This window comes from Bacillus sp. V2I10, from assembly GCF_030817055.1.
Lineage (GTDB): Bacteria > Bacillota > Bacilli > Bacillales > Bacillaceae > Bacillus_P.
On record NZ_JAUSYV010000001.1, the window covers coordinates 3,185,817 to 3,200,390 of the forward strand.

Below are 14,574 nucleotides of genomic sequence, written 5' to 3' on the forward strand. Positions count from 1 at the left end.
GGGTGTGTTGAGTAATTGCAAAGGAGACAAAGTATGTTAAAATACGTATTTCCTCAATTACCACCCGATCAAATGGTTTCGTTCATCAGAAATGGACTTAACAAAACACAAAACCCCAAAAAGATTATCATTATCGGGGCAGGGATGGCAGGACTTGTCGCTGCTTCTTTATTAAAGGACGCCGGACACAATGTTACAATCCTTGAAGCAGACGAAAGAGTGGGAGGCCGTGTCTACACGTTGAAATCTGATTTTACTGATGGATTATATCTTGAAGCAGGCGCAATGCGTATTCCTCATACTCATTATTTAACATTGGAATACATAAACAAATTTCACCTATCGGTTAATCGGTTTATTAGCAGTACTCCTAACGATATCATCTATGCTAGAGGAATTAAGACCCGATTGAAGTTTTATAAACAGAACCCTGACATTCTTGGCTATCCGGTTGCGCCACATGAAAGAGGTAAAACGGCTGCAGAGTTGCTTACATTAGCAACAAAACCGGTTACAGATTTTATCAACCAAAACCCGCAGAGAAATTGGCCTATAGTCATAAAAGAATTTGATAAATACTCGATGGATGCTTATTTAAGATATAACCCGCTTGGTGTCACTTTATCTCCGGCTGCCATCGAAATGATTAAAGTACTTCTTTCTCTAGGAGGATTTCCGGAGCTTTCTTTCCTGGAACTATTGCGTGAGGTGATGATTTTATTTACCCCTGATGTTCGATTCTATGAGATCCCGGGGGGAAACGACCAACTTCCTAAAGCATTTCTCCCACAATTAAAGGATAACATTATGTTTGGACAAAAAGTGACGAAAATAGTGCAGCATAACAACCAAGTAACGATTGACTCCATCCATACCAAAATCTTGAGACCATTTCAAATCACCGGTGATCTTGCCATCGTGACTATTCCCTTTTCGATTTTGCAATTTATCGAAGTTGAACCACGGAATTCTTTTTCCGAAAACAAATGGCAGGCGATTCGTGACCTTCATTATGTTGGCTCCACTAAAACCGGCATTCAGTTTAAAAGCAGGTTCTGGGAAAGAGAAGGTATGTTTGGGGGAAACACAGCTTCTGACCTGCCTATCACATATAGTCAATATCCGTGCCATGGGGTGGGTACATCGGGGCCGGGTGTCATTTTGGCTAGTTACACATGGGAAGATGATGCGTTACCTTGGGATAGCTTGACCAATGAAAATCGACTGGAATATGCATTGAAAAATTTGGCCACCATCCACGGTGAACAGGTATATCGTGAGTTTGTAACAGGAACGAGCCACAGTTGGATCCGATATCCGTATTCTGGTGGAGCTTTTGCTATGTTTAAACCGGAACAGGTAACAGAACTTTCTCCCTATATCGCATCTCCTGAAGGACGGGTTCACTTTGCTGGTGAACACGCTTCAACCGTTCACGGTTGGATCCAAGGTGCAATTGAATCAGGTATACGGGTTGCTGATGAAGTTAATGACTTACAGAGGACTCTTTTTATCGAGTAGGAAGATTTAACGTAAATTCTTTAGCAGTAAGTGCAAATTTTCTGATACCACCAAACAGAAAAAAGCTATTCCTTATGTAATAATTCACAAAAGCCCGGCCTTATTTTTATGTTTTAAAGTGTTAGAGTTTCTTAGCTTGATGGGCATGGGGTACCGCCATCAAAACGCGGATTTACAACGTTAAGGGGATCCAAATACAAAAATAGCCGGTTTTTACCACGCTAAGGTGTAACCGGCTTGATTTTTACCCTATCCCATTTATTCATCTTTAACATCATGCATCAAACTTTTGTTTATGTTCCTACTATTGAAAATTGTATTGGATTTATTAATAAGCAACATTCAAAAAATGTCTAGCAATAAAAAATATCTCTCTTACAAGAAGAGAGATATTAGAAAAAGTTTAATTTCATAAAACTAATTTATTAATGTACATATAAACTAAACACTGATTAAGAAAAATCTCTATTTCAGCTTTTATATTGTTTAAAATCGATAAATCAGTATCAAAGTAATAACCAGGTGATTGATTTTCTTATTCACAATTCTCATACTGGTATTAACATAAATATCAAATGTTTGTTCGAACGTCTATTCAATAATCTGGACTTAAATGAATCTAGACGCATTCTTTATTAAGGAAATGCGCCTGATAATTGATGACCGCTCGATGTTCATCCTGCTGCACTGATCTTCCAGATATTCCTCCAATTGTTGAATTAGATGGAACCCAATTGCACTTCAATGAAAAACACATAACTTGGAGTCCCCTTTTCCCACCTTGCGAAAATATCATAAAACGGAAATAAAATAACGTTAGTTGAATGTAAAGATGTAGAAATGAGAAGGGATAAATTGTAGTATGAATTTAACATCAATTAATTTATGATAATGAATACAGATAATAAATGGGTTTCAGCTTTACATTATTATGATTAATAGAATCGTTTTCCCTTCTCATTTTTAAGCTGAATGGCACTTGTAGAATCCATTACAATTAGAAGGATTTTCTATACATAAAAGAAAATATATAGGAGGAAATATGTTACAAAAATTCGGTTTTTCACAATATGAAAGTAGAATTTATGAAGTCCTTGCATCGAATGAGGAACCGATGGATGCTACTAACATTGTTAAATATTCAGGCGTTCCAAAATCAAAAGTATATGAAGTAATATCACGCATGATTGAAAAAGGTATGATATTGGATTCTGTTTCTGAAAATAAAAAGCTTTATACTGGGCTGCCGTTACCACTTGCTATTGAAAAATTAACAACTGAATTTCAGGATAACGTTAATCAATTAAAAAACAACAGCCTTAAAAAAAAGTCCTATTATGATGAACATGTATGGAGTTTAAAAGTTGATTCATCTATTCGGGCACAAAGTAAACAACTTGTTCAAGAAGGAAAAAAATCTATCCGGATATCCGCTTGGAAAGATGACCTTAATGAATATTTGCCATTATTAATTGACAAAGAGGAACATGGGGTAGATGTTGAGGTACTTGTGGTAGGTAACTTGGAGACAAATTTATCAAACATCCATACACTAATTCCTGCAAATGAGCATCAGAAATTAGAACGATTTCGTTTAATTATAGTCGATGATAGAGAAGTTATTTTTGCTGGTATGGAAGATCACTCTTGGCAAGCTTTGAAGACAATGTCGAAACCATTTATAAAGATTTTTACTGAGTTCTTCTATCATGATGTTGCACTAGCGAAAATTAATGAAAAGCATTACGACTTGTTAATGAATGATGAAGAGATAAGAAACATCCTAATGAAATTGCGCTATTAATACATTTTATTATCATTTCCTCAAAGTCGTGTGAATATTAAAATTACTAAATTTGTTTAATTTAATTGATAATTTCATTAAAAGCGACGATAGAATACGAAAAAAGGGCTAACTCAAAATGTCGTTAGATAATGACTGTGAGTCAGCCTCCCTTTCAATAGGACTTCATATTTTCATTTATTTAAATTATGAAATTGCAGCTTGTAAAGCCATAATAATCATGTCATTAAATGTAGTTTGGCGTTCATCTGCTGTTGTTTCTTCACCAGTAATGATATGATCACTTACAGTTAAAATTGACAACGCGTTTACACCATATTTTGCGGCAAGGGTATATAGTGCTGTTGTTTCCATTTCAACAGCAAGGACCCCGTAATCCCCTAATTTCTCTACTATTTCCATGCTATCACGATAAAAAACGTCAGCTGTAAATACATTTCCAACTCGTACAAACAAACCTTTTTCGACTCCGGTGTCATATGCTTTCCTTAATAAATCGAAGTTTGCACAAGGTGCAAAATCAACACCCGGAAATGTAAGACGGTTCATGTTAGAGTCAGTGCAAGCTGCCATCGCTAAAATAACATCACGGACACATACTTCCTTTTGAATGGCACCACATGTACCTACTCGAACTAAGTTTTTAACACCATAGTCACGAATTAGCTCATTTACATAGATAGAAATGGATGGAACTCCCATACCCGTTCCTTGTACCGAAACACGTTTTCCATTAAATGTGCCAGTAAAACCTAGCATTCCTCTTACATTGTTATAGCAATTTACATTCTCCAAAAACGTCTCTGCAATATATTTTGCCCGAAGCGGGTCACCTGGTAATAGGATATTTTCTGCGATTTCACCTTGTTTAGCGTTAATATGAGTACTCATTATCTACCATTACAAACTGGAAAACGATAGATCCAATTGTAACGGTGTTCACCTCCCTGAAATTTGAATGGCTTCGATCTATTTCTTTTACAAAAACCTTTATTAGGAAAGCTCAAAGACCTTGATCAGACTTGGAACAAATTAGATAATCAATAGTGTAGATGGTCATTACCTTCAACTATTAAGTAGCTTATGACTTCAAGGCTTAGGCACTAAAGCTAGACACGAAAACTAAGTTTATACTTATTATCATTTAAAACAACATAATTTTGGCAGTGTCTTAAAAGTAATTTATGTTTTAATCTTATCTTTGTATTTACCCTCTAATTCACTTCGCTATTTCCAGAGAAGGACAAGGATCCTCTTCTTTCTTTAGACATTGAAAAAGTTGCTGTCGCTAGAGCTAAAATGATAAATAAACCACCCACTGTAGCGTTTAGTTCGACAGAAGCATACTCAATAACAATTCCACCTATTAAAGAGCCAAAAGCAATCCCAAAGTGAAGTGCAGAGTTGTTTAAGCTTTGCTGAATATCAGAAGTTTCAGGAGACGACTCAATGAGGTAGCTTTGTATGGCTGGTGTAATCGCCCAACTTAGCATACTCCATATGATCATAACTACTAAAAATAGCGGTAAAGCGAATGTAGTATAGGGAATCGCAAAGATAGATAATCCAAAGAAAACAATCACAGATAGAATTACAGGTTTGGTGCCGAATCGATCCGCTAGCATACCTCCAAAACCTCCACCAACTACTGCTGCAACACCGAAGATTAAATACACAATACTAACCCATGTTCCGTCGAGCCCTAACGTCATTTTTAAGAATGGAGTTAAATATCCATATAACGTTAGATGGCCAGCCAAAAAAAGAAAAGAGGTCAATTGGGCAAATAATATTTTCCTATTTTTTAACGTACGTAACTGTTTCCATATTGGTATTGAAGCTTTAGGATCAATTCTCCCCATATAGAAATGTACACCAGCCATTGAAAGCACGGTTAATATTGAGATCATGATAAAAGGAGCTCGCCAACCATAGGCATTTCCCAACATCAACCCAATTGGTACTCCAAGTACAAGAGAGGCGCTGATCCCCATAAATACCACTCCGATTGCACGTGCGCGATATTTTTCGGAAACAATATTTGAAGCTATAGTTACACATAAAACTACTAGCAAAGAGCCACTCACAGCAGAAATAATGCGTGCGATTAATAACATACTATAGGATGAGCTTATTACAGCTACACCGTTCCCTATGAAGAATACGAATAAGGCAAACAATGTTAAACTCTTCCGCTCCATTCCTGACGTGATAGTCAATAAAATGGGTGCTGCAATAGCAAACACAAGCGAAAATACAGTTATGAGGAATCCTGTTTGCCCGAGGCTGACTCTCAGATCCGTCGAGATCAAGTCTAATATGCCACCTATAATCAACTCAACCATACCTACAACAAACGAGACAATCGTTAATAAATAAACTCGTTTATCCATACTAAAACTCCCTTCCATTTAGGTTACCACTATAAGGGTAACCTAATAAATAGGGCTTTTCAAGAGTAAATTTCATCAATTGCAATAAAAGGGTAAATATAGTGTTTAAACATTTTCCTATCTTTTAAAAAATTAACTCTAAGAAATTTTTAAATATTTTAGGTTTTTTCATCAATCTAGCCCTAATAAAAAATAAACGCATCTCTTATTAGAGAATGGCGTTCGATTGTGGAAGATTTTTTTAGGGGGAATTAGTGCCGCCTTTATTATGCCAGGTGTTACTGCATATGTTGCAGATATTACATAAGTTCAGGAACGGGCAAAAGCGATGGGCTATATTTCTGCCGCCATAGCACTGGCTTTATTATAGGACCTGGTATCGGTGGCTTTATTGCAGAATATGGTGTACGCTTGCCCTTCTTCTTTGCGGCATATTGTTACTTTAAAATAAAATTTGATCAAAATGATACGAAAAACCTTGATAAACGAACAAAAAGAAAGAGCGTGTTTTTAAAAAAGATTGATTAAAACACGCTTTTTTGAAGATTCTATTGGATTTTTCTTTTATAAAAAGGTTTGATCATTTTTGGGTTTCTTATTCCATTAAAGCACCCTTTAATTGGAATAAGAAATGAGCTACTATTATGAAGATTTCCCCAAAGCACCAATGCTGGCGATTAGCTTCCTTTCAAATATCCATCTTTCTTAATTAAATTATCGTTTACACAATGAACTTCTCATTAACAATAATATCTTTTATAAATTCTAAACTTATATTATTATATTAAGGATATTAGAGAGAAGGTAGGTAGTTTATGCTTAATATATTGTGGTCAATATACCTAGCATTTTTGGGTATAACAGCGATTGGCTTATTAGTAAAAGGTAGCTATAATACAACTGTTGCTAAATTAGATTTTGTGTTCTCAATAGTCACATGGATAGGTTTATTTGGCTATGTGACAAATAATCAAATCTTTACTCCTCTTATTTGGAAATTTGTATTTGTAGGAGGTTTAATATGGGATGTAGTTTTTGGTATAAAGAAATTCAATGAAGAGACAGTGAATGAAGATATACCGCCTGCTATTAGGACAGTAATTATTGTATGCTTACTACTTATCTTAATTGGACCTTTATACTTTGGATTATTTAATTATGCTTTTAAATAGAGTTTTTCCAATATAAATTATTCTTGAATGATTTTTTTCGTAAAGGTATTAGGATGTAATAGTATATAATTATGCAAAAAAGGGCGAACTGATTATTTCAGCATTGCCCTTTTTTGACTGAATCCCTTCCAAAGTAGTTAAAAAAACTAATTAACATTTGCAGTAATCGCACCCTTATCCAAAAGGAATGAGCACAATTCTTGCTGCAGAATTGCGCCCGATTGTGTATTAATTATTAGATAAATCTACAGAGTGATTTCATGGTAGAGTATTTGAAAAATAACTAAGGGTAGGAACTAAATTATTACTTTTATATATGTTTTCAAGTTCTGATTTTGATACCCATTTAGCATCGCTCACTTCTTCTTGTTGAAGTGTGGTATTTGTAATTTCAAAACTCTGATTAAACAACCACACATCATAAAAATCATTAAAAGCGTCACGACGTTCGCTTTTAACCAATTTACCATCACGCCAAGAAAGGTCAATCCCTATTTCTTCTTTTATTTCTCTTATAGCGCCTTCAAGACTATCTTCACCTGCTAAAACAGATCCACCCGGACATTCCCACAAATTAGGGTGAGGTTTGTTCTGATGTCGTTTCGTTAACAAAACTTCACCTTTGTCATTCATTATCCAAACATGAACAACTAAGTGATAATCACCATCAGATAAGGGGATTCCACGTTCGTGTTTTCTTTTAGTTTTATTTCTATTTTTATCATATATATCCCAAAATTCCATCAAAATCTCTCCTATTTAAATTGGATTCATTTTTGAATAATCCTTTTATAATTCTACATTCTGTCTAAAAATGTAAAAGAAGCACTTCCCTCGCTACAGAAAAGCGCCCCTTACTTGAATAAGAATATAAAAATTAATGTGGTGTTGAATTGGTTATAAGATAAAAAACCATATATAAACTTAAACCAGTTAGAAGGATAAGCGTTGTAAAAAATACCTTTCTCCATAAACGTCCTATGAAATATATATTCACTAAAAAGTAATAGATTACAGCACTCCCAAAAGTAAATGGCATAAATTCTTTGAGTTCCTTCCCATCCATTTTCAATTCTTCATTTATATAAAACTCCATTTTTTCATTCAAAGAAACTGGACCAGTTACAATAGTGAATATTAATCCACCAATGATAAAAATACCTAATACATTTAGTATTGTTCTCAAACTAACTTCTTTTTTAATTACAGGTTCAACACTTTTAGAAGTTTGAATATTGGTTTCCAAGATAACACCCTGCCTTTATTAGAGTTAATAGTTATACGAATTATTTAGCTAAAAGTTTCGGACAACCCATACATTCATTCTTCAACTATCATGCACCTTTTTTGGCATAACTCAAAAATTCAAGATGAACCATCTAATTTCCTTTCTTACTCCAGAATCCTGGTCCAATACACGAAAGAGACGCGTTCCTAAATAAACGCGCCCTTTAGTTAATGCAAGATCTTCTCTTTTAATATTGAATTTCTCTTTATCCGGATTGGTCTTTTTCAATCGATGGGGTACCCCATGCCAAAACACTGAAAAAAAGAGTTTTATGTGTTATAGGGCCTAATCCTAAAATTACTTAATGAATTCTGCTATTGAATGAAAAAAGATTGTTTAATTAATACTAATTAGTTTCAAAATTACATTCTATGAAGCATAATGGTAATAAATCACAGTCGGTATTTTATGCTAATTAGAGGTTGTGGAATGTATGGTTTAAGAAATCTACAGAAGGAAGATAAAATTTCATTATATCGAGTGAAGGAGAATACTTGCAGGGAGATTGGGGGAAGAATCATATTGGAGAAAGTAATAGTTATCGGAGGAAGCATCGCTGGGAAACTAGCTGCTAAAGCCCTATCACATACTTTTCGACAAGTAATCATCTTGGAAGCAGGTGAAAGATGGAGGGAAAAAGCCCCTTGCAAGAGAGTGCCACAAAGCTATCATCCTCATGTTTTATTAAAAGGAGGAGAAGAAGCAATTGTGAAATTGTTTCCACACTTCTTTGATCAATTAATAGAGGACGGGAGTATTGTAAATAACTTTACAAGAGATTTGAAGTGGCATCATTTTGGTTTCTGGAAAAAACGATTTCTAGGAGAATTAGAAATGGTTCAACAAAGCCGCCCTATGTTAGAGTGGCATTTACAACACCGTATTGATCAAATTCCCAATATTGCAACCGAGTACGAAACAAAGGCCGAGCAACTATTATTAGATCATCAACATAATAAAATATCTGGAGTACGGGTGCGCTCCCTTAAGACAGGAAGAGAAAAAGAACTTCTTGCAAATATGGTTGTTGATGCTAGCGGATTTGGTTCAAAGAGTGTAGATTGGCTAAAATCATTTGGTATAGAGGTTAAGGAAGAAAAGGTGTGGATTCAACTTTTTTATGCCACCAAACTCTTTCGTCTGAAAAATCAGGACCGTCCAGACTGGTGTAATCTTCTGATTTCTCCCAGTTTCCCTGAAAACCCTTACGGTGCATTTATTCAAACGATTGAAGAGAATCGTTTTTCTGTTACCTTTAGTGGTTATGCCAATGAAAGTGCGCCAAGAACAAATGAGGAATTTTTCTCTTATGCACAAAAGTTACCCGTCCCTAATGTGGTTCAATTTCTAGAACAAGTGGAGCCAATTTCAGAAATAAAAATACATACGATTCCTTATCAGGTGCGTCGACGTTTTGACCTTGCAGAGTCCCGGAGGGTTTCCTAGTTGTTGGAGACGCTCACTGTCGCTTTGACCCGGTATTTGGACAAGGGATATCTGTCGCTGCTATGGAAGCCTTAGAGTTAAAAAGTTATTTTAAAAATTTTGCGTATCCTGATAAAAAGTTCACCAAAACACTTCACAAGAGATTTTCTAATTTGATTGCAACTCCATGGGAGATGGCAATTACAGAGGCATTTCGCCACCCCGATATTAATGGAGACAAACCTCTCATACAGCCGATTAAACAATGGTATAGTAAAAAAGTATATCAGCTTTCGGCTTTTGATCCGGAAGTTTATCTTAGATTAGTTAGAGTAATGAATTTGATGCGGCCTCCCTTGCACCTTTTCCACCCTAAAGTAGGGTTTGCTATATTAACCAATCAGAAGAAAAAGAGTAAGAAACAAACAAATGTTAAGAAGTCGACATCCTATAAAAGCTAATCTACGAATGTTGGGATCTCTTTTAATCATTAAATACAATCAATCGGGCGCTTTTTCTTTAAAAAGAGCGTCTCTTTGGGTTCTGGCGCAAAAAAACGTTCGCTAGCAACTTAAAGGAAACTGGTTCTCTATGTTTCTAGGAATAGATTTTTGCACCAGAACCTAATTACTGATCTTTTGAAATATTATTAGTTCTTTTCCTATTTACTATGATAATGATGGCAATGACAAAAGCAATTACACTATATATCCAGGTAACGCCTCCAATAATGGGCAAGGGTATTAGGAGAATATTTTTTTTCGTCTTTCTAATTGTTAAGAAAATGAGCATAAAGGATAGCAAAAGAAAAATTTCCGAAGCTTAACAGCTTGCTCATAATAAATTCCCTCCTTTTTAATTGTTTATAATCTGGAATTCATAGTAATATATTCAATAATATCTATCCAATGAAAATTTTTATTTCGGTCCTAAATATGCCCCTTTCTACTTCAAAACTCCCTTAGTCTTGAATTCAGTATAACTCAACATCTTCCATAAATCCCATAATATATTTCCATTTAAACCCAATTAATCAGTGATACTGATGTAAAAGTACACTTTTTCAAACGCCAGTATAACCTTAAAGATCCTTATGCTATGCTTGTTGACTTGAGCACTCGATAGTTGAGAAAAGGAAAAGTAGTATTGAACTTTGCATATATATACACTTGCTATTTCTTTTTATCTATATTATATTAGTAATTGATCAATCACTAAATAATAAAGGATGTAAATTCATTGTCAAAAAAAAGGCAAAATACAGTTAACAGGCGAGAAGAAATTATTTCAGCAGCTATTGAAGTTTTTGCACAAGAAGGTTATTATCGGGCAACTACAATGAAAATTGCAGAAAAGGCTAAAATTTCTCAACCATATATTTTTCGTTTTTTTTCCTCAAAAGAGCTTATACTTGAGGAGGCATTAAAGGTTTCTTGGTCAAGAATTAATGATTCCTTTTTACAAGTTATTCGATCAGCTAAAGTCGAAAATCTTGAAAAGGAACTTATTGCAGCTTATACAGAGATTATGAACCATAATGAAAATGAAATTTTATTACAAATGCAGGCACAAACAATAAGGGAAGAAAACATTATAAAGGTTATGCAAGAAGAGTTTATGAAGATTCAATCTACTGTACTGAATGCTTTTAAAACTTCTGGCATGGAGAATCCCTCTGAAAAAACATTATTATTTTTAGCAAGAGGCATGTTATGCAATATTTCTTTATCTCTGCAACTTCCAGAACTAATGAAAATAGACGATTAAGAATCGTCTATTTTAAAAAATTATTTGTTATTGATTAATCACTAACTAAAATAAGGGAGGAATTTACATGAAGAAAGTCATAGTCCTAGGTGCAACTGGTGGAACTGGGATGGCTATTGTAGAAGAATTAATAAAAAGAGAGATTCAAACAATAGCCTTTGGACGTTCCATAACTAAACTTAATCAGTTAAAACAAAAACTCGGTAATTCTGAGTTATTATCCCTGCAAGAAGGAAATGCATTTGACTATATGAGTATTTATGAAGCATCAAAAGAAGTTGATGTTATTTTTCAATGTGTATCTGTTCCTTATCATGAAATGGAAACGTCACAACTAACTTTAGGTAGAGCTGTAATGACTGCAGCAAATAAATTAGGAAAAAAAATTGTGTTTGTAGATGGGATTTATCCTTATGGTAAAGCAACAAAAAAGTTTGTAGATGAAGAGCATTCAAAAAAACCTCATACAAAAAAAGGGAAAATAAAACTTGAATTAGAAAAGCTTATTTTTAGCGATCAGTGGAACGGGGCAAATCCAGTAATTGTAAGATTGCCAGATTATTATGGCCCCTCTGCTAATATTAACTCTTATTTAGGCATGACCATCTTAAATATTTCAAAAGGAAAATTATCCTCATATATAGGCTCTTTAAATATGCATAGAGAATATATTTATTTGCCCGATGCAGCAAAAATGATTATTGAACTTGCTGAAAACCAAAAGGCATATGGACAAAATTGGAACATACCTGGAAATAAAATAACAGGTAGAAAGCTTGTCCAACTTGCACAAACTTCCGCTGCACAAAAAAAACCAGTGATTCCTCTCAAAAAGACAACCATCAAAATAATTGGATGGTTTAGTCCTGTCATGCGTGAAATGGTAGAAATGTCTTATTTAACTGAAACACCTGTTTTTCTTGACGGAAGTAAATATGAACAGCATATTGGCCCTATTATTCAAACACCCTTTGAAATAGGTATACACCATACTATCCAGGCATTAAAGAAATAATTTATAAATGGTACTGGTATACTTACTGCTCTACCACTACTTTGGTCACAGAAGAGTCAAAAAGAAATTGAATGAAAGACCCAATAGCAAATGATCCTAGTGTGAGGGAGTTTAAAGCAACCGTAGACCCTTTCTGCGTTGCATTATTTGTTAAATCATGATTATTTCAATTGAGCTCATCTAGAACCCTCCCTTTTAAATTTTCATTACTTAGCTTTAATAAAAGCTAAATCTTCGAAGAAAGAAGGAGACTGATATTTTCTTTATCAGCCTCCTTAACTCTTAACTTAATTTTTCAATCACTGCTTCGGTTACAGATAACGTGGACTGAGGGTTTTGTCCTGTAATCAGGTTACCGTCGACTTCATAATAGGTTGACCAGTTTGGAGCAGCCACAAAAATGGCTCCTAAATCACGAATTTTGCTTTCCAATAAAAATGGTAAATGCTCACCTAAACCTGTATCTGCCTCTTCTCTATCTGTAAACGTATTAACACGTTTACCAGCTACAAGTGGCTGACCATTCGATAATGTTGCACCCACCCAGCCAGCAGGACCATGACAAACAGCAGCAACAATCTTATCCCCTTCATAGAAATCACGTAATAATTCCTGAAGTTTTTGGTTATCTGGGAGATCAAACATCGTTCCATGACCACCAGGCAAGAAAATAGCGTCGAAATCTTCGTCTGATACTTCATCAAGTTTCAGCGTGGCTTGCAAATATTTTTGTATCTAAGATCTCTTTCGGGGTATTTTCATCTACACTGCCGGGATCAACTATACTTCTTCCACCAAGAGGACTTGCTACTATAATATTGTATCCTTTCTTGGTGAATTCAATATATGCTTCAGCAAACTCAGATAACCAAATACCTGTTACACGGAAGTAACAACTTTATCTATAGATGAGAACGATCCTAGTTAAATAAAAACACCGTAAGTATCTCACGGTGTTTTTATTAAGCTTTTAAGTCATGATAATCAATTGGAAAAAGTCTTAAAGCATCGTAGTGATCTAGTTTCACCAAAGCACTTTGATGAGTCACATTGTCACTTCGTTTGAAGATTATAGAAACCATTCACCTTGGGCAATTTTCACTACTCTGCCTCCTACATAAACGTTGATTTTTCCATTATCATCACTTGCCTTTAAAAACAACAAAGAAGGTCTTTTGATTTCATATCCTTGTTCTACACGAATGTTTATTTCACTTTTTTCGAAATATCGGTATTTAACCAAGTAAGAAGCTAAACAACCATTAGAACTTCCAGTAGCTGCATCTTCGGGAATACCATAATAATCTGCAAAGTCTCGAACATTTAAATCATTTGCCGAATTATACGCTTCTGGAGAAAAAACCATAATTGCTTTTGCATCAGTATATTCAATTAACTCAAAGTATTTTTCTTTATTTATCTTTACTTTTTTAATGGCTTCTAAAGATTTTAATGGTACAACAATCACTGAAAGTCCAGTTGAAACCTCTTGGATAGGAAACCTTTCATCTATGTATTCCTTATCTATATTTAAAACATTTGAAACCTTATTCGAATCTAAGATACTACCAAATGTGGGTTCATTTTGTTTCATCCATAGAATTTCTTCTTGATTATCGAACGAAACTGGAATTTTTCCAGCTTTAAATTTTAAAATAAGTTTATCCAAGGGTCCCTCTAATACTTCGTTTTGAATGATATATGCAGTTCCTAAAGTAGGATGTCCAGCAAAAGGAACCTCTTCATTAGGTGTAAAGATACGAACGTCATAACCATTGTCATTCTTTGCATCAGATAATATAAAAGTAGTCTCAGAAAAATTAATTTCTTTGGCTATTTGTTGCATCTCACTATCAGAAATATTTCCAGCATTTTTAAAAACAGCAAGTTGATTTCCTGTATATTTCCCTTGCGAAAAAACATCAACAATAGAATAGCTAATTTTCCCCATAAGTGACTCCCTATTTATTTTGGTGATATTTTAAGTAATATACCATTTATTTCATTATAAGTTAAGAAAAAACAAGACAATATTCTTCAACAAACTGGCCCAAATGCAAGGCGACTTCTTATTAAAGAATGGCGCCCGATTGTGGAAGAAAGCTTTAGTGCCTGCTTGGCACTTATAGCTACCGTTGTTTAACAAGACAGCTTATAAAGCCTATCTAATACACTCTAATAACGTGAAA

General features: G+C 34.5%; 10 protein-coding genes and 3 pseudogenes. 7 read left to right on the forward strand and 6 right to left on the reverse strand.

From position 1 onward, the window contains the following. Positions 1-33: 33 nt before the first annotated feature. Both QFZ72_RS16070 and QFZ72_RS16075 read left to right on the forward strand, forming a co-directional pair. Positions 34-1,521 carry a flavin monoamine oxidase family protein gene (locus QFZ72_RS16070; protein ID WP_307435110.1) on the forward strand — a complete coding sequence of 496 codons (1,488 nt, stop codon included), beginning with the start codon at positions 34-36 and terminating at the stop codon, positions 1,519-1,521. Positions 1,522-2,563: 1,042 nt separating this feature from the next. Beyond that, on the forward strand, positions 2,564-3,325 hold the full coding sequence (locus QFZ72_RS16075; RefSeq protein ID WP_307435111.1) for a TrmB family transcriptional regulator: 762 nt from the start codon (positions 2,564-2,566) through the stop codon (positions 3,323-3,325). 186 nt (positions 3,326-3,511) lie between these two features. Here the strand turns inward: QFZ72_RS16075 and deoD are convergent, their stop codons facing one another. Together deoD and QFZ72_RS16085 are read right to left on the reverse strand one after the other, a co-directional pair. Continuing rightward, the gene (gene deoD / locus QFZ72_RS16080) at positions 3,512-4,216 is read right to left on the reverse strand and encodes a purine-nucleoside phosphorylase (protein WP_307435112.1); all 705 of its coding nucleotides are present in this window, start codon (positions 4,214-4,216) and stop codon (positions 3,512-3,514) included. 323 nt (positions 4,217-4,539) lie between these two features. Then, positions 4,540-5,718: an MFS transporter gene (locus QFZ72_RS16085; RefSeq protein ID WP_307435113.1), complete on the reverse strand. Its 1,179-nt coding sequence runs from the start codon at positions 5,716-5,718 to the stop codon at positions 4,540-4,542. Between the two features lie 241 nt (positions 5,719-5,959). Here QFZ72_RS16085 and QFZ72_RS16090 point away from each other — a divergent pair. Both QFZ72_RS16090 and QFZ72_RS16095 read left to right on the forward strand, forming a co-directional pair. Beyond that, positions 5,960-6,150, forward strand: a pseudogene (locus QFZ72_RS16090) (MFS transporter); the annotation flags it as partial. Between the two features lie 383 nt (positions 6,151-6,533). Then, positions 6,534-6,890: a hypothetical protein gene (locus QFZ72_RS16095; RefSeq protein ID WP_307435114.1), complete on the forward strand. Its 357-nt coding sequence runs from the start codon at positions 6,534-6,536 to the stop codon at positions 6,888-6,890. A gap of 258 nt (positions 6,891-7,148) precedes the next feature. Here the strand turns inward: QFZ72_RS16095 and QFZ72_RS16100 are convergent, their stop codons facing one another. Continuing rightward, the gene (locus QFZ72_RS16100; protein WP_307435115.1) at positions 7,149-7,634 is read right to left on the reverse strand and encodes an NUDIX hydrolase; all 486 of its coding nucleotides are present in this window, start codon (positions 7,632-7,634) and stop codon (positions 7,149-7,151) included. Between the two features lie 133 nt (positions 7,635-7,767). Further along, positions 7,768-8,136 carry a hypothetical protein gene (locus QFZ72_RS16105; protein WP_307435116.1) on the reverse strand — a complete coding sequence of 123 codons (369 nt, stop codon included), beginning with the start codon at positions 8,134-8,136 and terminating at the stop codon, positions 7,768-7,770. Positions 8,137-8,697: 561 nt separating this feature from the next. On the opposite strand from QFZ72_RS16105, the pseudogene QFZ72_RS16110 reads away from it, so the two are divergent. From QFZ72_RS16110 to QFZ72_RS16120, 3 genes and pseudogenes are all read left to right on the forward strand, one after another. Beyond that, positions 8,698-10,064 (forward strand): annotated as a pseudogene (locus tag QFZ72_RS16110) (Rossmann-fold NAD(P)-binding domain-containing protein). A gap of 778 nt (positions 10,065-10,842) precedes the next feature. Beyond that, positions 10,843-11,370 (forward strand): TetR/AcrR family transcriptional regulator, encoded by a 528-nt coding sequence (locus QFZ72_RS16115; RefSeq protein WP_307435117.1) that lies wholly within the window; start codon positions 10,843-10,845, stop codon positions 11,368-11,370. 67 nt (positions 11,371-11,437) lie between these two features. After that, on the forward strand, positions 11,438-12,385 hold the full coding sequence (locus QFZ72_RS16120) for an NAD-dependent epimerase/dehydratase family protein (protein ID WP_307435118.1): 948 nt from the start codon (positions 11,438-11,440) through the stop codon (positions 12,383-12,385). Positions 12,386-12,667: 282 nt separating this feature from the next. Here QFZ72_RS16120 and QFZ72_RS16125 read toward each other — a convergent pair. Both QFZ72_RS16125 and QFZ72_RS16130 read right to left on the reverse strand, forming a co-directional pair. Then, positions 12,668-13,259, reverse strand: a pseudogene (locus QFZ72_RS16125) (type 1 glutamine amidotransferase domain-containing protein). Between the two features lie 195 nt (positions 13,260-13,454). Beyond that, a complete protein-coding gene (locus tag QFZ72_RS16130; protein WP_307435119.1) occupies positions 13,455-14,336 on the reverse strand; it encodes a PhzF family phenazine biosynthesis protein in 882 nt (293 codons plus the stop codon). Positions 14,337-14,574: the final 238 nt, after the last annotated feature.

What these genes read in the sequence shown, in the direction of transcription:
- QFZ72_RS16085 (WP_307435113.1), bottom strand. Translation starts at nt 5,718, where the DNA reads ATGGATAAACGAGTTTATTTATTAACGATTGTCTCGTTTGTTGTAGGT.
- deoD (WP_307435112.1), bottom strand. Translation starts at nt 4,216, where the DNA reads ATGAGTACTCATATTAACGCTAAACAAGGTGAAATCGCAGAAAATATC.
- QFZ72_RS16130 (WP_307435119.1), bottom strand. Translation starts at nt 14,336, where the DNA reads ATGGGGAAAATTAGCTATTCTATTGTTGATGTTTTTTCGCAAGGGAAA.
- QFZ72_RS16095 (WP_307435114.1), top strand. Translation starts at nt 6,534, where the DNA reads ATGCTTAATATATTGTGGTCAATATACCTAGCATTTTTGGGTATAACA.
- QFZ72_RS16075 (WP_307435111.1), top strand. Translation starts at nt 2,564, where the DNA reads ATGTTACAAAAATTCGGTTTTTCACAATATGAAAGTAGAATTTATGAA.
- QFZ72_RS16120 (WP_307435118.1), top strand. Translation starts at nt 11,438, where the DNA reads ATGAAGAAAGTCATAGTCCTAGGTGCAACTGGTGGAACTGGGATGGCT.
- QFZ72_RS16100 (WP_307435115.1), bottom strand. Translation starts at nt 7,634, where the DNA reads ATGGAATTTTGGGATATATATGATAAAAATAGAAATAAAACTAAAAGA.
- QFZ72_RS16070 (WP_307435110.1), top strand. Translation starts at nt 34, where the DNA reads ATGTTAAAATACGTATTTCCTCAATTACCACCCGATCAAATGGTTTCG.